General features: G+C 71.3%; 18 protein-coding genes and 1 tRNA gene. 7 read left to right on the forward strand and 12 right to left on the reverse strand.

Annotated elements, in window-relative coordinates:
- Positions 1 to 28: 28 nt before the first annotated feature.
- The 4 genes from NE234_RS10710 to NE234_RS10725 form a co-directional block, all read right to left on the reverse strand.
- On the reverse strand, positions 29 to 928 hold the full coding sequence (locus NE234_RS10710) for a proteasome assembly chaperone family protein (RefSeq protein ID WP_252778747.1): 900 nt from the start codon (positions 926 to 928) through the stop codon (positions 29 to 31).
- A 305-nt stretch (positions 929 to 1233) separates the two neighbouring features.
- On the reverse strand, positions 1234 to 1677 hold the full coding sequence (locus NE234_RS10715) for a GlcG/HbpS family heme-binding protein (RefSeq protein ID WP_252778748.1): 444 nt from the start codon (positions 1675 to 1677) through the stop codon (positions 1234 to 1236).
- A complete protein-coding gene (locus tag NE234_RS10720; protein ID WP_252778749.1) occupies positions 1674 to 3122 on the reverse strand; it encodes an APC family permease in 1449 nt (482 codons plus the stop codon). The genes NE234_RS10715 and NE234_RS10720 overlap by 4 nt, the downstream gene beginning before the upstream one ends.
- Before the next feature lie 166 nt (positions 3123 to 3288).
- Positions 3289 to 4134 carry a helix-turn-helix domain-containing protein gene (locus NE234_RS10725; RefSeq protein ID WP_252778750.1) on the reverse strand — a complete coding sequence of 282 codons (846 nt, stop codon included), beginning with the start codon at positions 4132 to 4134 and terminating at the stop codon, positions 3289 to 3291.
- Between the two features lie 175 nt (positions 4135 to 4309).
- Between NE234_RS10725 and NE234_RS10730 the strand changes: the two genes are divergently transcribed.
- Both NE234_RS10730 and NE234_RS10735 read left to right on the forward strand, forming a co-directional pair.
- On the forward strand, positions 4310 to 4561 hold the full coding sequence (locus NE234_RS10730) for a hypothetical protein (RefSeq protein ID WP_252778751.1): 252 nt from the start codon (positions 4310 to 4312) through the stop codon (positions 4559 to 4561).
- Positions 4558 to 5523 carry an SDR family NAD(P)-dependent oxidoreductase gene (locus NE234_RS10735; RefSeq protein WP_252778752.1) on the forward strand — a complete coding sequence of 322 codons (966 nt, stop codon included), beginning with the start codon at positions 4558 to 4560 and terminating at the stop codon, positions 5521 to 5523. The genes NE234_RS10730 and NE234_RS10735 overlap by 4 nt, the downstream gene beginning before the upstream one ends.
- A 57-nt stretch (positions 5524 to 5580) precedes the next feature.
- On the opposite strand, the gene NE234_RS10740 is transcribed toward NE234_RS10735, so the two are convergent.
- On the reverse strand, positions 5581 to 6321 hold the full coding sequence (locus NE234_RS10740) for an SDR family NAD(P)-dependent oxidoreductase (RefSeq protein WP_252778753.1): 741 nt from the start codon (positions 6319 to 6321) through the stop codon (positions 5581 to 5583).
- A 70-nt stretch (positions 6322 to 6391) separates the two neighbouring features.
- Between NE234_RS10740 and NE234_RS10750 the strand changes: the two genes are divergently transcribed.
- Entirely contained in the window at positions 6392 to 7288 is an 897-nt protein-coding gene (locus NE234_RS10750; RefSeq protein WP_305886673.1) for a LysR family transcriptional regulator, read from the forward strand.
- A 264-nt stretch (positions 7289 to 7552) separates the two neighbouring features.
- Here the strand turns inward: NE234_RS10750 and NE234_RS10755 are convergent.
- The 5 genes from NE234_RS10755 to NE234_RS10775 form a co-directional block, all read right to left on the reverse strand.
- Positions 7553 to 7625 (reverse strand) — tRNA-Ala (locus NE234_RS10755).
- Positions 7626 to 7744: 119 nt separating this feature from the next.
- Entirely contained in the window at positions 7745 to 8383 is a 639-nt protein-coding gene (locus NE234_RS10760) for a histidine phosphatase family protein (RefSeq protein ID WP_252778754.1), read from the reverse strand.
- A complete protein-coding gene (rsfS, locus tag NE234_RS10765; RefSeq protein ID WP_252778755.1) occupies positions 8380 to 8787 on the reverse strand; it encodes a ribosome silencing factor in 408 nt (135 codons plus the stop codon). Before rsfS ends, NE234_RS10760 begins: the two co-directional genes overlap by 4 nt.
- Positions 8788 to 8822: 35 nt before the next feature.
- Positions 8823 to 9494: a nicotinate-nucleotide adenylyltransferase gene (gene nadD / locus NE234_RS10770; protein WP_256528519.1), complete on the reverse strand. Its 672-nt coding sequence runs from the start codon at positions 9492 to 9494 to the stop codon at positions 8823 to 8825.
- 164 nt (positions 9495 to 9658) lie between these two features.
- Positions 9659 to 10930, reverse strand: a complete 1272-nt coding sequence (locus NE234_RS10775) for a phenylacetate--CoA ligase family protein (protein WP_252778756.1) — start codon at positions 10928 to 10930, stop codon at positions 9659 to 9661.
- Between the two features lie 141 nt (positions 10931 to 11071).
- Between NE234_RS10775 and NE234_RS10780 the strand changes: the two genes are divergently transcribed.
- From NE234_RS10780 to NE234_RS10790, 3 genes are all read left to right on the forward strand, one after another.
- Complete coding sequence (locus NE234_RS10780; protein WP_252778757.1) at positions 11072 to 12100, forward strand: M48 family metallopeptidase; 1029 nt, start codon at positions 11072 to 11074, stop codon at positions 12098 to 12100.
- Between the two features lie 140 nt (positions 12101 to 12240).
- A complete protein-coding gene (locus NE234_RS10785; RefSeq protein ID WP_252778758.1) occupies positions 12241 to 13389 on the forward strand; it encodes an ROK family transcriptional regulator in 1149 nt (382 codons plus the stop codon).
- A 145-nt stretch (positions 13390 to 13534) separates the two neighbouring features.
- A complete protein-coding gene (locus tag NE234_RS10790) occupies positions 13535 to 15778 on the forward strand; it encodes a glycoside hydrolase family 3 N-terminal domain-containing protein (RefSeq protein ID WP_252778759.1) in 2244 nt (747 codons plus the stop codon).
- Between the two features lie 87 nt (positions 15779 to 15865).
- Here NE234_RS10790 and NE234_RS10795 read toward each other — a convergent pair whose 3' ends face one another.
- Both NE234_RS10795 and NE234_RS10800 read right to left on the reverse strand, forming a co-directional pair.
- The gene (locus NE234_RS10795) at positions 15866 to 17176 is read right to left on the reverse strand and encodes an erythromycin esterase family protein (RefSeq protein ID WP_252778760.1); all 1311 of its coding nucleotides are present in this window, start codon (positions 17174 to 17176) and stop codon (positions 15866 to 15868) included.
- Positions 17177 to 17214: 38 nt separating this feature from the next.
- Positions 17215 to 17868: a CatB-related O-acetyltransferase gene (locus NE234_RS10800; RefSeq protein ID WP_252778761.1), complete on the reverse strand. Its 654-nt coding sequence runs from the start codon at positions 17866 to 17868 to the stop codon at positions 17215 to 17217.
- An 80-nt stretch (positions 17869 to 17948) separates the two neighbouring features.
- Between NE234_RS10800 and NE234_RS10805 the strand changes: the two genes are divergently transcribed.
- Positions 17949 to 18599: a TetR/AcrR family transcriptional regulator gene (locus NE234_RS10805; RefSeq protein WP_252778762.1), complete on the forward strand. Its 651-nt coding sequence runs from the start codon at positions 17949 to 17951 to the stop codon at positions 18597 to 18599.
- Positions 18600 to 18687 lie beyond the last annotated feature (88 nt).

The raw sequence follows: 18687 nt of genomic DNA on the forward strand, positions 1-18687 counted from the left end.
GCCAGAGCGCCGCCCCGGACGCCCGGGTCTACTGGTCGTTCTGTTCGGCGAGGAAGCGCTCGAACTCCGCGGCGATCTCCTCGCCGTCCGGCATCCGGGCGGGCGAGCCGGCCAGCGGCAGGCTGTTCCGTCCGGCCTCCACCACCGCGTCGTACTGGACCTCGAGGTTCCGGACCGCCTCGGCGACGTCCTCCGACGCGGCGACCTCACCGTCGATCTGCTCACGTGCCTCTGCCGCCGCCTCGTCGAGGTCGGCGGTCGGGAGCATCAGGCCGGTGGCGGAGGTGACGCCGTTCAGCAGCGCGATCGCGGCCGTCGGGTACGCGGACTGGGCGAGGTAGTGCGGCACGTGGGCGGCGAACCCGATGGCGTCGTGTCCCGCCTCCGCCATGCGGTACTCGATCAGCGCGGCGGCGCTCCCCGGCACCTCCGCCCGGTTGATCCACGCCGGGTGCTCCCCGAGCAGGTCCGGCCGGTTGCCGTGCGGCGTCAGACCGGTCTCCCGCGTGTGGGGCACCGCCATGGGAATGCCGTGCAGGCCGACGGCCAACCCGACGTCGAGCCGCTCGCTGAGCGAGATCACCGCGGCGGCGAACCGCTCCCACGCCCGGTCCGGCTCCGGTCCGGTCATCACGAGGAACGGCACGCCGACGGCGTCCTCACACGCGTACACGGCGAGTTCGGGCTCCTCGTAGGCGACCCAGCGATCCGTGTCGAAGGTCATCGGTGGCCGCCGCGACCGGTAGTCGATGAGCGCGTCCACGTCGAACGTCGCGACGGTCCGGGCGTTCAGCGTCCGCAGGTGCCGGGTCGCCAACTGCCCGGCACGTCCGGCGTCCATGAAACCGTCAAGGTGGTACACCAGCACCGGCCGGCTCAACTCCGGAATGTCCTCGGCCAGCGTGTAAAGCTCACTCGGATCGGCCACAGAGCCCTCCTCAACGCGTCAATGTCGGTACGAACGTGCGAGACGGCGGGTGAATTCCACCATCGGTCCGGCGACCCGCCATGGCGATCCGCAAATCTACGGTGCGCCGATGGGGGACGAGGAGAGGCACCCCTCACATACGGGCTTTCCAAGGTCGGGAAGGTGAAGCACCCGCTGCCGGCCGCACGGGCGGACTCGCTGCGCCGGCGGGCCGCCGACCGCCGGAGTCCCGGCTCCGTGAATGAGGGCCCTTCGCGCGGCCGTCCCCGGCACGGTCACGTACCGCACCGGGGACCGTCGCGTCCTCAGGAGTCTCGTTCCCCGGTGGTGATCGCTCGGCGCCAGGCCCGCTCGCCGGCGTGCGCGCAGGCGACGTCCTCGGGCACCGTGCCGCCGCTGACCCCCACCGCGCCGACGACGCGGTCGCCGATCCGGAAGGGGATTCCGCCGCCGAAGATCACGAACCGTCCGGACGCGTGGGCGTGCAGGCCGAACAGCGGTCCTCCGGGGGCGGCCTGTTCGGCGAGTTCGTGCGTCGCGATCCGGTTCGCGACCGCCGTGTAGGCCTTGTCGGGCGCGAGGACCGGGCCGGCGATCTCGGCGCCGTTCATCCTCGTGAAGGCCACCAGGTGACCGCCCGCGTCCACGACGGCCACCGAGACCAGGGCGCCGATGCTCTCCGCCTCCGCCACCGCCGCCTCGCAGACCCGCAGCGCCGTCGTCAGGGTGAGAGATGCCGCATCGCTCACGACGCGACGACCTCCGGCGCGTCCGTGTCACCGGTCGCGAGAACCGCCCCGGCCCTGGTGAGACGGTCCGGCCGGGCGCGGCCCAGCCACACCGCGATCAGCGCGGTGGCCCCGATGAAGGCGATGATGAGGTACGGGAACAGGTTGTACGGCGCCTTGGGGATCGGCCAGACCGAGCCGTAGATCGGGATGAGCATGAGCAGGATGCCGAGCACCGGCAGCACCGCGTGCCGTACGACATTGAAGTGCTCCCGGCGTTCCCGTAGGAAGAACCGCACGCACGCGATGTTGGTCAGCATGTACACCGGCACGATGGCCAGCGTGAGCAGCGCGCCGAGGTAGGCGTAGGCGTTGAACGGCCCGGTCGCGAAACCGACGACGAACGTGACCAGCGTCGCGAACACGGCCACCGTCCAGATCGCCCTGTTCGGCGAGCGGTGTTTGGGATCGACGTGCGCGAGCCGCCGGGGCAGCATGCCCTCCCGGCCCATGGCGAAGATGATCCGGACGATGCCGTTGTTGGAGTTCATGACCACGGCGAAGATGCTCGAGATCCCGGCCAGCCCGATGAGGAGCTTCATCCACGGCGCGTACGTCGCGGCGAGGGTGTTGAACGGCGCCTGGTCGGCCGCCAGCCTGCTCGCGCTGCCGGTCCCGAAGCCGATCATCTCGCTGTAGGTGCAGAAGAGGTAGATCACGCCGACGAACAGCGTCGACAGCGCGATGCCCCAGGGGACGTTGTGCCGGGGCTCGCGGACCTCCTCGCCCAGCGTGGTGGCCGCCTCGAAGCCCACGAAGGACAGCACGCCGTAGACCATGCCCAGCGCCAGCCCGGACGGGCCCCTCGGCGACGACGCCGGGTTGAGCGGCGCGAGCGAGAGCCCGTGCGCGCCGCCCTTCGCCAGCACGATGACGCTCAGCACCGTGATCACCAGCACCTCGGCGCTGAACAGGGTCAGCGCCGTCCGCAGCGAGCCGCGGATGCCGCGCAGCGAGAGCACCAGCATCAGCACCGTGAAGGCCAGGGAGATCAGCGCCCAGTGCACGTGGACGCCGTACGACGCCAGCAGGTCGTGGGTGTAGACGCCGATCAGCGCCAGCTCCGCCGGGACCAGCAGGGCGTACGCCACGAACATCAGCCCGCCGGTGACGAACCCGCTGCGCGCGCCGATCCCTCGGGAGACGTAGGTGTAGAAGGCGCCCGCGCTCGGCAGTTCGCGTGCCATCTGCATGATGCCGCTCGCCGTGATCAGCACGCCGACCATGGAGATCACCATGACCAGCGGGGTGGCCGCTCCGGCGAAGCCGGCGACGAGCTGGGGATTGAAGTAGACGGACACCGCGGGCCCCATCAGGGCGGCGGACATGATGACCGCGCCGAGAAGGCCGACCGCGTTGCGCTGCAGGGTCGTCCGGTCTTCCGGTGCCGGAGACGTCTCACTCACTGGCGACCACCTTAGAAAGGCAACGGGCGGTACCCCCGACACCGCCGAGATGATGTCGCCCATCCTCCGGTGGCCACGAAAGCGGCGGAACTGTCATGTTGTTACCAGGATGATCCCGTTTCTTACGTAATGCCAGGTGACTACGGGCAGCACGCCCGCCGCCGGTCTATCCCTGCTCCACGCTGAGGGCGAGCAGCCGCATCCTCTCGTGGTCGGGACCGCCCGGCGCGGCCTGGTAGACGGCCAGCCGCTGGCCGTCCGGGCCGATCCCGAGGCTCTCGTAGCCGAAGGTGACGTCCCCGACGACGGGATGATGGAACGTCTTGCGATCGGTATGGCGGTGACGGACGTCGTGACGCCGCCAGAGCCCGGCGAAGTCGGCGCTCGCCCGGGTCAGCTCCTCGACCAGCGCCGACAGCGCGGGGTCCTCCGGGTCGGCCGCCACCGCCGTTCGGAGCTGCGCGACGGCGGCCGTCGCGGCCGCGGGCCAGCCGTCGAACAGTGCCCGGGCCGCCGGGTGCAGGAACGTGTAGCGGGTGGTGTTACGCCGCTCCGGCGGCCAGTCCTCGATGCCGGCCAGCAGTGCCAGCCCCTCCGGGTTGGCGGCCAGGATGTCGTTGGTCCGGTTGCGGACGTAGGCCGGGCACGGCCGCAACGTCTCCAGCAGCTGCCGGATGCCGGGCCGTACGTCCTGACCGGTCCGCACCGCGGGGCCGCGTCCGGCCACGCGGTCGGCCAACGCGAACAGGTGACCGGTCTCCTCGTGGTCCAACCGCAGCGCCTGCGCCAGTTGCCGCAGCACGGCGGCGCCCGGGTTGGTCTCCTTGCCCTGCTCCAGGCGGATGTAGTAGTCGACGCTGATCCCGGCCAGCGTCGCGAGCTCCTCGCGGCGCAGCCCCGGGTTACGCCGGCGCCCGGTCCCGGCGGGCAGTCCGAAGTCGGTGGGCTCCACCCGCGCGCGGCGAGCCCGCAGGAACTCGCCCAACGCCGAGCCGGGCCGGGAACTGGTCACGCCTCCGGAGTCTGTCATGACGGACACCCGTTCCGGCAGTGTGCCGGCTGACCCTGTCACTACCAGGAGTCCGATGCCCCGCACGGGGACTCACCGGCCCAGCGCGATCTTCTCCGGACCGAGCCCGCCCACGACGCTGGGAGCGAGCAAAGGCCGACAAGGATACGGAGACCACGTGACCACCTCCGCCGACCAGGCGGCTCCCGTCCGCGCCATGGCACCGCCCAGGCGCTGGAAGATGTGGATGCTGACCTGTCTCGCCATCTACCCGATCATCACCGCTCTCGGCTACGCGCTCGCCGCCACGGCCGCCGGCCTGCCGGTGTGGGCGCACTTCCTCATCTTGGTGCCGATCGCGGTCGCACTGCTGATCTTCCTGGTGATGCCCGCCCTCACCAGGCTCTTCCGGCCCTGGCTGATCCGATGAGCGCCCCGGGGTTCGGCCGCGAATCGACCGCGCTCGAAGTGATCGCGGGCCACGACCTGACCGGCAGGGAGACCATCGTCACAGGCGGCGCGTCCGGCCTCGGGTACGAGACCGCCCGCGCGCTGGCGTCCGCCGGCGCCCGCGTGGTGATCGCGGGCCGGGACGAGACCAAGGGAAGGCGCGCGGTCGAGGAACTGCGCGAGCGGACCGGCAACGACAGGATCGTCCACCGGCACCTGGACCTGGCCTCACTGACGTCGGTGACGAGGTGGGCGAACGGACACGCGGCCACGGGCAAGCCGTTGCACGTCCTGGTCCTCAACGCCGGGGTGATGGCCACCCCGCCGCTGCGTACGGCCGACGGCTTCGAGCTCCAGTGGGGCGTCAACCACCTCGGCCATTTCGCCTTCACGCTCGGGCTGCTGCCGTCGCTGCGCGCTGCAGGGACCGCCCGCGTCGTGGTGCTGTCGTCACGGGCCCACCGGCGCAGCGACGTTCACTTCGACGATCCGAATTACGACGACCGGCCGTACGATCCCTGGGAGTCCTACGGCCAGTCCAAGACCGCGAACGCGCTGTTCGGAGTCGCGCTGACCCATCGCCACGGCGAGTGCGGCATCACCGCCAACGCGGTGATGCCCGGCGCCATCCGGACCGGCCTGCAGCGGCACATGTCGCAGGAGGAGCTGGCCGCCCGGGGATGGGACACCGCGACACCGCCCGGGTGGAAGACACCCGAGCAGGGCGCGGCCACCATCATCTGGGCCGCCGTCGCGCCCGAACTGGACGGCGTCGGCGGGAGGCTCCTGGACGACTGCGCCATCGCGGAACCCTGGACGGCCGACGACGACCCGCCCCTCGGGACCTACCTACCCTACGCCCTGGACCCCGTGAACGCCGATCGCCTCTGGAACCTGTCCGAACGCCTCCTCACCGCCGCCGGAGTCCCGGCCCCGCGATGAGGCGACCGTCCCCGGCGACGTCACGGACCACGCCGGGGACGGTGCACCACTGCTCCTTCACCAGGGGATCGGCCCGTTCTCGTCGACGAAGGCTCCTGTCGGACCGTCCGGGCCGAGCGTCGCCATCCGCACCGCGATCGCGGCACCCTGCTCGACGGTGCGGTCGCCGCTGAACCCGTTGCCCTCGGTCGCGGTGTGGCCCGGGCAGATGGCGTTGACCAGGATTCCGTTTGCGCGCAGGTGCTTGGCGTACTGCGTCGTGACCGCGTTGAGCGCGGCCTTGCTCGCCGGATACCCCAGCAAGGCGGGCAGGTCGGCGAACTCCCCGTCCGTTGTGGCCATCGCGGTCAGCGAACCGCCACGCCCGGACACGTTCACCACTCGCCCGGCCGGCGAACGCAGGAGGAGCGGCAGCATCGCCTCGGTCACCGCGATCGCGCCGAAGACGTTGGTCTCGAACACCCGGCGGACCTCGGCCGGCACCTCGGGACCGGCACCGGGGATCTGCCGCTCGTCACCGGTGATTCCGGCGTTGTTGACCAGGACGTCCAGCCGGCCGTAGCGTGCCGCGATCTCCTCGGCGGCCATGGCGATGGTGTCGGCCGCGGTCACGTCCAGCGTGAGGCCGTGAACGTCGCCGCCGGCGGCGCGCAGCCGTTCGACCGCCGCGTCCCGTCGCTCGACGTCACGGGCCCCGACGAGCACGGTCATCCCCCGGTCGGCGAGCCCGGCCGCGATGGCATGGCCGATGCCCTTGTTCGCCCCGGTGATCAGGGCGATCGTCATCTTGTCCGTCATGTCCTCAGCTCACCAGCCACCGGCGGACGACGCCAAGATCAACTGGACTGCGCACCTATACCCTGAGGGTATGGACTCCCGGGAGCTGGCCTACTTCGTCGCGGTCGCGGAGGAGCGGAACTTCAGCCGGGCGGCCGACCGGCTGGGCATCGCCCAGCCGCCGCTGTCCCGTGCGATCCAGCGCCTGGAGCGGCGGCTCGGCGTGCGGCTGCTGGAGCGCACCACCCGGCAGGTGTCGCTGACGCACGCCGGCAGGGTTCTGCTGACCGAGGGCCGCAAGGCGCTCACCACTCTGGCGGCGGCCGAGCGGCTGACCCGGCGGGCCGGACACGAGCCGCGCCTGGTCGTGGCGACGAAACCGGGCGGCGATGCCGGTCTTCTCGAACCGATCCTGGCCCGTTTCGCCGCGCACCAGGACGCGGTCGACGTCGACGTACTGATCTGCGGCATCGGAGATCAGAAGAACCTGCTGCGCGACGGGATCGCAGACGTCGCGCTACTGCGCACGCCGCAGGACGATCTGTCCGGGCTGGCGGCGGAGGAACTGCTGACCGAGCGCGAACTGGCGGTGCTGCCTCGCTCCCATCGGCTGGCCGGCCGCGCGTCCGTGCGAACGGCCGACCTGGCCGGCGAGACCTTCCCGCGCTGGGCGGACGAGACACCGGGCAGCGGACCGGTCATCACCGACACCGGCCAGGTGGCCGAGTTGATCGCGCTCGGACGTATCACCGCCGTACTGCCCGAATCGGTCGCCCGCCGGCTCGGCCGGGACCTGGTCGCCATCCCCGTCGACGACCGCCGGACGACCCTCTTGGCCGTCTGGCCCGAGGAGCGCCGCGACCGCGGGCTAGCCGCGTTCATCCACACCGCCCTCGAGGTCGCCGCAGAGCGCGCCCCTCGCCCAACCCCAGAAGCGAGTGACGCACCCACCCCAGAAGAGGCCGTAGACCCCCCACAGAGCGCTTAGGAGCCAAGCCCCCGGCGTAGCGAGCGCAGAGGAGGCCCCAGCGGGGCGAAGCCCCGCAGAAGGGAGGCAAGGAGGCGAGGCTCCAAACCAGAAGCGGGGCAAAGCCCCGCAGGAGGGGGGCAAGGGGGCGAAGCCCCCAGAAAGGGGGCGTGGGGGGCGAAGCCCCCCACCTCGGGGGGCCCGGGGGGTCGTCCCCCCGGAGGAAATGACGAGGGCCGGTGGGGAGGAAACAAAGTTTCCGACCACACCGGCCCTCGGCCCGAGTGGAGCTATGGGGATTCGAACCCCAGACCTCCTCCATGCCATGGAGGCGCGCTACCAACTGCGCCATAGCCCCGCGCTTTCCGATCGGGGTTTCCCCCGTTCGGTGCTGCGCCAGTCTATAGGAATCCGCGACCAGACCTGTAATCGAATGCCCGTCACGGCCCTGACCTGGTGGAACGGCTCACTTGAACGTCACGCGTCGCCTTCTGCGGCGCGGTCGTCGCTGAGTACCGGTTCCGGCAGAGTGCCGGCGTTGTGCTCGGCGAGGCGCCAGCCGCTGCGGCCCTCTTCGAGGACGGACCAGCAGCAGTTGGACAGGCCGCCGAACCGGCCCCAGAGCTCTTCGGGGAAGCCGAGCCAGCGGAGCATGCCGAGCCGCAGCGCGGCGCCGTGGGAGGCGACGACGAGCAGGCCGCCCGCCGGGATTCGGGTGAGCCCCCGCTCGAAGGCGGCGGTGACCCGCTTGGCCACCTGCTCGGTGGTCTCACCGCCGGGCGGCTGCCAGAGGGCGTGCTCGGTGGGGTACTTCGCCCGGATCTCGGCGTTGGTCAGGCCCTCCCATTCCCCGCCGCCGCGTTCGATGAGGTCGCGGTCGGCGGTGACGGGCAGGCCGGTGACCGTGCTGAGCGCCTGGGCCGTGTGGGCCGCGCGCTGCAGCGGGGACGCGATGATGGCGCTCGGGCGGAGCGCGGCGAGGAGCCGTGCGGCCCGTGCGGCCTGTTCGCGTCCCGTGTCGTCCAGCGGGATGTCGGTGGAGCCCTGGAAGCGGCGTTCGACGTTCCAGGACGTCTGACCGTGCCGCCATAGCACGATCTTGCGCGCCTCGGTCACTGACCGTCACCGGCCCGTACGCGCTGCTCCGAATGGGCGTTGATGTCCTCGGGCAGTGGCACCGGCGGGCAGTCCTTCCACAGGCGTTCGAGCGCGTAGTAGACGCGGTCCTCCTCGTGCTGGACGTGCACGATGATGTCGGAGTAGTCCAGGAGCACCCAGCGGCCCTCGCGCTCGCCCTCGCGGCGGATGGGCTTGGCGCCGGCGTCCTCGCGCAGCCTCTTCTCGATCTCGTCGACGATGGAGCGGACCTGGCGGTCGTTGGCCGCCGAGCACAGGACGAACGCGTCGGTGATGACGAGCTGGTCGCTCACGTCGTACGCGATGATGTTGTCGGCCAGCTTCTCGGCCGCAGCCTCGGCGGCGATCTGGACCAGCTGGTTGGCCCTCTCGGATGCGGTCACGGTGTGGTCGTTATCCTCCTCGTGGGGCGTTACCGTCAACCGTCACGATAAAGCCCCCGTTTGTTTATGTACTGCACGATTCCGTCTGGGACGAGGTACCAGACCGGTTCCCCGGCTCGTACCCGCTCGCGACACTCGGTCGAGGAGATCGCGAGCGCGGGCACCTCGACCAGGCTGACACCGCCCTCGGGAAGGCCGGGATCGGCGAGGTTGTGGCCGGGCCGGGTACACCCTATGAAATGCGCGAGCCGGAACAGCTCATCCGTGTCACGCCACGTCAACATCTGAGCCAGCGCGTCGGCACCCGTGATGAAGTACAACTCGACGTCGGGGCCGTATATTTCGCGCATCTCGCGGAGGGTGTCGATCGTGTACGTGAGCCCGGGCCGCTCGATGTCGACCCGGCTGACCGAGAATTGCGGGTTCGAGGCGGTCGCGATGACCGTCATCAGGTAACGGTCCTCCGCGGCCGAGGTCTTGCGGCCCTCCTTCATCCACGGCTGGCCGGTCGGCACGAAGACGACCTCGTCCAGCCGGAACAGGTGGGCGACCTCGCTCGCCGCCACCAGGTGACCGTGGTGGATGGGGTCGAACGTGCCGCCCATGATTCCGATACGACGACGCCGCGGGGCGGTCACGCGCCCTCCTTCGCCGGACGGGTGACCTGAGGCGCCGCGTTCGTCGTCCCGCTCGCTGCGCTCGCTCATGCGGCGACCTTAGTAAGCATGCGCCTCCGGCGTCTCACCGCGCCCCTCCTTATCGGAGCCGGGCGTCGTCCTCTCCCCGTCTTCGACATCGTCCCCCGGCCGAGACCGGAAATTCCCGAACATCCGGCGGAATGGGCTCACGCGGCGATCTCCTCGGCGGCCGATCAGTCGAGCCCGGGGAGCGGTGGCTCACCCGAGTCCCAGGTGACCACCCGGACCGCCTTGCCGGCGTCCACGCGCGGGATCGTCCCGGACGGCAGGTCCCGTACGTCGCACGACAGGCCCAGCTCCGCCGCGAGTGCCGGCGCCAGCCCCTGCCCGGCGCCCTCACAGGCGACGACGAGCCGCGGCATCGGGGTCCGGCGGTCGACGACGACCTGATAGTGCGGCGAGGCGTGCCGTACGACGACGGACTCGATCTGGCGCGGGAAGACGTTCACGCCGCGGATGACGAGCATGTCGTCGCGACGGCCCAGCACCTTGCTCATCCGGACGAGCGTGCGGCCGCACGGGCAGGGCTCGTGGGACAGCGACGCGACGTCGCCGGTGCGGTACCGCAGCAGCGGCATGGCCTCCTTCGGCGTGCTGAACACCAGCTCCCCCGGCGTGCCGTCCGGGACCGGCGCGCCGGAGGCGTCGACCGCCTCGACGAGGAAGTGGTCCTCGTTCACGTGCAGCCCGGAACGCTCCAGGCACTCGGTCGCCACGCCCGGCCCGATGATCTCCGACAGGCCGTAGATGTCCAGGGCGGCGAGGCCGAGCAGCTCCTCGATCGTCGAGCGCAGCCCCTCCGACCACGGCTCGGCCCCGAACAGCCCCGCCGTGAGGCGCAGCTCGATCCCGGCCGCGCGCGCCGCCTCGCCCAGCCGCACGGCGTACGACGGCGTGCAGGTCAGGATGTCAGGGCGCAGGTCGGCGAGCAGCCGGACCTGGCGTTCGGTCATGCCGCCCGACATCGGCACGACGGTGACGCCGAGGGCGAGCGCGCCCTGATGGATGCCGAGGCCTCCGGTGAACAGGCCGTACCCGTACGCGTTGTGCACCACGCTGCCGGGCGCCGCGCCCGCGCAGGCCAGCGACCGCGCGCACATCCGCGCCCAGAGCGCCAGGTCCCGCCGGGTGTAGGCGACGAGGGTGGGCCGCCCGCCGGTGCCGCTGGACCCGTGTACGGCCGCGACCTCCTCCATCGGGACGGTGAGCATGCCGTACGGGTAGGAGTCCCACAGGTCCTGCTTGGTGGTGAAGGGCAGCCGGTGCAGGTCGTCGAGCGTGACGTCGTGGCCACCGTCGACGCCGGCCGCGCGCAGCCGGCCGCCCTGCAGCCCGTCCGCCGCGATCAGCCGGTCGATCAGGTCGCGCAGCCGGCGCTGCCGCACCGCGGCGAGCTCGTCGCGCGACATCGTCTCCGCGGGCTCCGGCCCGTACGCCTCCGTCATGGAGGGAGTAGACCCCCGCCGCGCGGGGCCGCGCAAGGGGTCGTCCGGGGAACGGCCTGCGCGCGGCCCGGAGCGGACCTGGCCGGATCGCGCCTGGGGAACTCCGCGCTCTGACCGGCCGTCAGACATAGCATGCCGAATATGACGAGCAACACACCCGACCGTTCTCGCACCCGCTTTCCGGGGATCAGTTCCCGCGCCTACGAGCATCCCGCGGACCGGTCGGCGCTCGTCGCCCTCCGGTCGCTCAGCGGCTTCGACACGGTGCTGCGGCGCCTCGCCGGGTTGTTCAGCGAGCGCGCGATCCGCCTGATGTTCCTGGGGGGCACCGTACGCGCGGGCGAGAGGCAGTACCGCCACATCCACGACATCGTGCGGGACGGCGCCTACATCCTCGACCTGCCCAAGGTCCCGGAGGTGTACGTCACGCAGGACCCGGCGCCGAACGCCATGACGATCGGCGTGGACAACCCGTTCATCGTCCTCAACACGGGCCTGATCGACCTCCTCGACGACGAGGAGCTGCGGTTCGTGATCGGGCACGAGGTCGGGCACGTCCTGTCCGGGCACGCGGTGTACCGGACGATGGCCATGATCCTCACCAACCTCGGGGCCCGGATCGCGTGGCTCCCGTTCGGGAACATCGCGATCGCGGCGATCCTGATGGGGCTGAACGAATGGCAGCGCAAGTCCGAGCTGTCGGCGGACCGGGCCGGCCTGCTGGCGGGCCAGGACGTCGAGGCCGGCAAGCGTGCGCTGATGAAGCTGGCGGGCGGCGCGCGCCTTTCGGAGATGGACGGCGAGGCGTTCCTGGAGCAGGCGCGGGAGTACGACGCGGCCGGTGACGTACGGGACGGGCTGCTGAAGTTCCTCAACCTGCTGAACCGCTCGCACCCGTACGCCGTGATCCGGTTCTCCGAGCTGGACCACTGGGCCCGTGACGGCGAGTACGCCCGGATCCTCGGCGGGGACTACGAGCGCCGGGCGGACGACGGCAGCGCCTCGATCTCCGAGGAGATCAAGAACGCGGCGAACGCCTACCGGGAGTCCTGGAGCCGCAGCGCGGACCCGTTCATCGGCACCGTCAAGGGCGTCGCCGAGGGCGCCGTCAACGCCGGGGAGCGACTGTTCGGCCGGTTCACCCGCGGCGGCGAGGGCGGGGAGAACTGAGCGCCGGCGGCCGGAGCCGGAAAGGGGTATCCGGGCGGGCCGCACTCGGCCTTCGGCCCTGCGGGACGGGGTTCTTGCGTAACCTTGAGTTCACTTTGTGAACGCGAGGGGACTCCATGCCGACGCCAGGCTCATCCGCGATGCCGGGATCGCAGTCGTCGCTCCGGGAGGCGAACCAGCGCCGGGTGATCCAGGCCGTGCGCGAGGCCGGGGCGCCCACCCAGGCCGAGATCGCCCGGAGCACGGGCCTGTCGCGGGCGACCGTCTCCAACATCGTGCGGGAGCTGGCGGCGGGCGGCGTGCTGGTCACGACGCCCACGTCGGCGGGCGGCCGCCGGGCCCGCGCCGTGTCGCTGGCACCTGCCGCCGGGCTGGCCGTCGGCGTCGACTTCGGCCACTCGCACCTGCGCGTGGCGGTCGGCAACCTGGCCCGTGAGGTCGTCGCGGAGCAGGCGATGCCCCTCGACGTGGGCGCGTCCGCCGCCGACGGGCTGGCGGCGGCCGAGCGCCTGATGGACGGGCTGCTGGCCACCGTCGGCGCGACGCGGCAGGACGTGCTGGGCGTCGGGCTCGGCGTCCCCGGCCCGATCGACGCGGCGAGCGGCACTCTCGGATCGAGCACGATCCTGCCGGGCTGGGCCGGCATCGAGGCGGCCGGGGAGGCGCGGCGGCGGTTCGGCCGCCCCGTGCACGTGGACAACGACGCGAACCTCGGCGCGCTGGCCGAGGTCACCTGGGGCGCGGCGCGCGGCCACACCGACGCCGCCTACATCAAGATCGCCTCTGGCGTGGGGGCGGGCATCGTCATCGGCGGCCGGGTCTTCCACGGGCCGGGCGGCACGGCCGGCGAGATCGGCCACATCACGCTCAACGAGGACGGCCCGATGTGCCGGTGCGGCAACCGGGGCTGCCTGGAGACGTACGCCGGGGGCCGCTACCTCGCCGACCTGCTGCGGCCGACCCACGGCGACGGCCTGACGACGGCGCGGATCGTGGAGCTGGCGCTGGCCGGGGACGCCCCGTGCCGGCGCGCGGTCGGCGACGCCGGGCGGTACGCCGGGGCGGGCGTGGCCAGCCTCTGCAACCTGCTGAACCCCCGCCTGGTCGTGGTCGGCGGCGACCTGGCGCGGGCGGGCGACCTGCTGATCGAGCCGATGGTCGAGGCCGTACGGCGCTCGGCCGTCGCCAGCGCCGCGGCGCTCGTGTCGATCGTGCCCGGCGTGCTCGGCGACCGCTCGGAGGTCCTCGGCGCGTTGGCGCTGGTCATGAACGCCTGGGAGGCGGTCTAGGACTCGCACGCGGCTGATTTCAAGACCTGAACGCGGATGGCAGGCTTCGGCCAAATTTGCGTTCAGGTCTTGATTTAAGTTCTGGGTTGGGTCTTTGATCGCAGGGCTTCGTCCCTCCTGACCCCCTCGCCTGGAGCACCGCTTAATGAGACTCCGGATCAAGGCCGCCCGTATCGGGACGGCCGTAGCGATCACCGCGTCGGGCTTGGCCCTGACCGCGACGGGCGCCAGCGCCCAGGTCCGCTACCTCGACCCGCACGCTTCGATCTCCGCCCGCGTCGCCGACCTCCTCAAGCGCATGACCACCGAGGAGAAGGTCGGCCAGCTCGCCCAGCCCGCCGTCGTGAACATGCAGGGTGACTGCCAGTGGTCGGGCGGCGCCCTCGTCGACTCGTGCATGCAGCACGTCCTCGGCGACCTGAAGGTCGGCTCGGTGCTGTCCGGGGGCGGGGAGACCCCGGTCAACAACACCCCCAAGGACTGGGCCGACATGGTGAACGCGGTCCAGAAGTACGCGATCGACCACTCCCGGCTGCACATCCCGATCGTGTACGCCGTGGACGCCGTCCACGGCCACAACAACGTGCTCGGCGCGACCAAGTTCCCGCAGCAGATCGGCGTCGGCGCGACCTGGGATCCGCAGGTCTCCGAGGCGATGGGCGAGTCGACGGCCCGCGCCGTGAAGGCGACCGGCCCGCAGTGGGACTTCGCGCCGGTCCAGGACATCTCGCGCGACACCCGCTGGGGCCGCTACTACGAGACCTACTCCGAGGACCCGTACCTCGCCGGTGAGCTCGGCGCCGCCAACGTCCGCGGCCTGCAGAAGACCGGGCAGGTCAGCGCGACGGTGAAGCACTTCGCCGGATACTCCGCGCCGTTCAACGGCCACGACCGCACCGAGTCCCACATCGACCCGCGCTACCTGCAGGACACGTTCCTGCCGTCGTACAAGGCGGCCGTGGACGCGGGCGCGGACACCGTCATGGTGAACTCCGGATCGATCAACGGCATCCCGGCGCACGCCTCGCACTACCTGCTCACCGACCTGCTGCGCCGGCAGTGGGGCTTCAAGGGCGTGGTGGTCAGCGACTGGAACGACGTCGACGCGCTGCGCACGTCGTACCACCTGACCGACACGTACGCGGGCGCGGTGGCCATCGCGGTCAACGCCGGCGTCGACATGGGCATGCTGCCGCCCGGCGAGGTCGACGGCTTCGTCCAGGGTCTGCGGGACGACGTGAAGAGCGGCGCGGTCAGCAAGCGCCGCCTCGACGAGGCGGTGTCCCGGATCCTGACGCTGAAGTTCAAGCTCGGCCTGTTCGAGCACCCGTACGTGGACGCGTCGAAGGCCAACGGCATCGCGCTCGGCGCGGACAAGGACCTCGCCGTCAAGGCCGCGACCGAGTCGCAGACGCTGCTGAAGAACGACGGCAACGTGCTGCCGCTCTCCACGGGCATCGGCAAGGTCGTCGTGACCGGCCCCAGCGCCGACTCGATCCCGAACCAGGACGGCGGCTGGACGATCGCCTGGCAGGGCATCCCCGACGGCGTCAACGACCCCGGCGTCACCGTCTACCAGGGCATCAAGAACGTCGTCGGTGACCACGCCAAGCTCGTTCCGAACGCCGACGACGCGGTCGACCAGACCAAGAGCGCCGACGCGGCGATCGTCGTCGTGGGCGACAAGGCCGGCGCCGAGGGCGTCAACGACCAGGAGCTTCCCGAGCTGTCCGCCGATCAGCAGGACCTCGTCGACCGGCTGCAGGCCACCGGCAAGCCGGTGATCGTGGACGTCGTCGCCGACCGGCCGCTCGTGCTCGGCAAGGCGGCCGACGCCAAGCAGCTGCTCATGTCCTGGCTGCCCGGCAGCGAGGGCGGCACGGCCGTGGCGAACGTCCTGTTCGGCAAGGCGAACCCGAGCGGCCGCCTGCCGGTCTCCTGGCCGAAGACCACCGGCGACGAGCCGATGTTCTACCAGCAGCTGGGCGGCACCAACAGCGGCACCAGCTCCGGCTACGACCCGCTGTTCGCCTTCGGCGCGGGCCTGTCGTACACGACGTACGCGGTGCAGGGCGTGTCGGTCTCCGGCGGCAGCACCGTGAAGGTGTCGGTGAAGGTCGCCAACACCGGCTCCCGTGACGGCGACTTCGTCGTGCCGGTCTTCGCCCAGCTGCCGGTCGGCCGGATCCTGACCCCGCCGAACCGCCTCGTCGCCTTCACCCGGGTACCGCTCAAGGCGGGCCAGTCGACCACCGTGTCGCTGTCCTTCCCGCGCTCCCGGCTCGCGGTGACGCAGGGCGACATCAACGGCTCCGGCACCCGCGCGGTGCTCCCGGGCCAGTACAAGATCGTCGCCGGCGACAAGTCCGCCGACCTGACCATCAACTGACCGGACCGGCCGCAGGCCGGACCTGAGACCGCGAAGGCCGCGGGGCGATCGCCGATCTCCCGCGGCCTCCGCGTTGCACGGCGGCGTTCAGCCGGCCGTACGGCTCGCTCGGTCGTTCCGTCGGACGCCGTCGGTGACGGTGGAGGTCGAGGTGCTGAGAACGCCGTCGAACGCGTCGAGAACGGGAGTGTGCACGTAGGCGCTCTGGATCCGGATGCGGTCGGGACCGGAGGCGCCGGCGGTCTCCCGGCGTGCCCGGCGAAGATCGGCGAGGCTGAGCCCGAGGCCGGCATCGGCGAACGCGGCTTCGACGCTTCCCGGCTCGGGCGGCTGCAGCGCGGTGTCGTCGATGGCGAACCCGAAGCGCGCGTTCTCGTCCGGGCGCATGTCGGCCGTGTGCCCGCTGATGCTCGTCAGGCCGAGGGCGAAGTACTCGTCGCCGAGAACACGGTGCAGGTGCTGCCCCATCGGCAGCCCCGTGAGGTGACCGTCGAACGCGACCGACGTCTTCTGGATGTGGGCGTTGTGAGCCGCCAGCACGATGCGGGTTCCGGGTTCGGAGCGCTCCAGGTGCCACAGGACCGACCCGGCCATGTACACGTCCCGGGCCGAGGTGTCGGCGGTCAGACCGCTTCCGGCGAAGAGGTCGGCCATGGCGCGGAAGCCGTAGTCCCCATGGCAGGCGGCTTCGAGGCGGCGCAGGGCGATGTCATAGCCGCGCCGGTCACCGCGGGAGACGTACAGCGGTTCGACGGCGCGGAACCGGATGAGCAGGCGCATCAGGATCGCGCTGAGGGAGTCCTGTTCGGCGGTCGCCAGGCGTGTCCAGGCCGGTGCGGCCGAGGCCGCGGAGGCCCCGGCGAACGATTCGGCGATCCGCATCGCCGACTGGACCGCCGGCAGGGCTTCGGGATCGATCTCGCGCAGGTAGTCGGCGACCGGGGCGAGGGCGGGAAGCAACGACCCGCCGGCCGCCGGGATGTCGATCCCGGCGAAGCGCACCGGGCGTGAGGCCGTGCGGTTGTGCCGGCGGATCCAGCGCAGCGGCTCCTCGACTCCCACGGGAATCGTGCCGGCCAGGTGGGCCGACAGGTCATCATCCGTGCCCTCACCCTGAGCCCAGGCGTCGAGGGGGACGCCTTCGCTGAAGCCGTATTCGAAGGCCAGGACGCTGAAACCACAGCGTTCGACCAGGAACCGCAGGATGCGCCGGCGCAGGAGGGAGAACTCGTCGATGAAGTGCGAGTTCTCCCCGATCGCGACCACGCGCGCGTCGCCGATGACCTCGCGCAGCGGCTCCAGGTCATCGAGCGGCGCCTCGGGGTCGAGGTGGGTGAGCGGGACGGCATGGCCGCGAAGCCAGCCGGCGAAAGGGCCGTGGTCGGATGGGACAGGCATGCTGACGGCTCGATTCTCAGTGCTGGAACGCGGGTGGATCACTGGTGCGGGAGCGCGGCCGCGGCGTTCTCCAGGTCGCTCACGCTGCCGGACATGATCGTGCGGAGATGCTCGGTGATGTGCTGGAGCGGCCAGTCCCACCAGGCCACGGCCAGGAGGCGGTCGATGTCCGCGTCGCTGTAGCGGCGGCGGATCAGCCGGGCCGGGTTGCCGCCGACGATGCCGTAGTCCGGGACGTCGTCGACCACGACGGAACCGGAGGCGACGACCGCCCCGTGCCCGATGCGGACGCCCGGCATCACCATGGCCCGGTAACCGAGCCAGACGTCGTTGCCGACCACGGTGTCACCACGTCCGGGCAGGCCGGTGATGAGATCGAAGTGTTCGGCCCAGGAACCGCCCATGATCGGGAAAGGGAACGTCGAGGGGCCGTCCATGCGGTGGTTGGCGCCGTTCATGATGAACCGCACGCCTTCGGCCAGGGCGCAGAACCTCCCGATGACCAGCTTCTCCGGCCCGTAGTGGTACAGCACGTTACGGGTCTCGAAGGCGGTCGGATCATCCGGATCGTCGTAGTAGGAGAACTCCCCGACCTCGATCAACGGCGAGGTGATCAGCGGCTTCAACAGCACCACACGGGGCTGTTCGGGCATCGGATGCACCACGGTCGGGTCGGCGGGAGAAGCCGGCATGAATCACTCCACTAGTGCGACAACTGCTGCATTAAGATGCTGTCACGACGCCGCCCCCTTGAGCAACCGGATTGCCAGCCATGACTCCCTCAGCACCACGACCGGACGACACCCGGCCGGCGCCACCGGTCCGACGCCGCCCCGGCGGCCGCACCGCCCGCATACGCAAGCAGGTCCTCGACGCGGTCCTCGCGGAGCTCGGAGAGCACGGTTACGACGGGCTCACCATGGACGCCGTCGCCGTCCGCGCGGACGTGCACCGCGCGACGGTGTACCGGCGCTGGGGCGACGTCGGCGGCCTGCTCGCCGACGTCCTCGACGCGGCGAGCGACGACGACTGGCAACCGCCGGACACCGCCTCACTGGAAGGCGACCTGGCGGCGCTGAACCATGAGATCCAGGCGGCCCTGACCGCCGAGCCGCCGATCGTCGCAGCCCTGATCGCCGCCTCATTCCGCTCCGAGAAGGCCGACCGCGCCCAACGGCGGCTCTGGGAGGACCGGTACGCCCGCTGCGAGATCATCGTCACCCGGGCCATCCGCCGCGGCGAACTCCCGCCGCACACCGACGCTCGGCGACTGCTCATCGCCGCCACCGCGCCGCTGTATCACCACTTGGTGCTTCTCCGTACGCCGCCCGACCCGCGCCTGCCCGACGACGCGGCCAGAACCGCGGCCCTCGCCGCATCCGCCGGCGCCTTCACCGAACCCCCGCCGGCCACCGGCACCTGACCGGGCCATCACCCCTCCCCCGGCGCCGGAGGGCCGTGGCACCGGTGTCCGGGCCTGAGACCGCGGAGGCCACGGGGTGATCATCGAT

Origin of the sequence: Actinoallomurus rhizosphaericola (assembly GCF_024055675.1) — a bacterium.
In the GTDB taxonomy this organism is placed as follows: Bacteria; Actinomycetota; Actinomycetes; order Streptosporangiales; family Streptosporangiaceae; genus Actinoallomurus; species Actinoallomurus soli.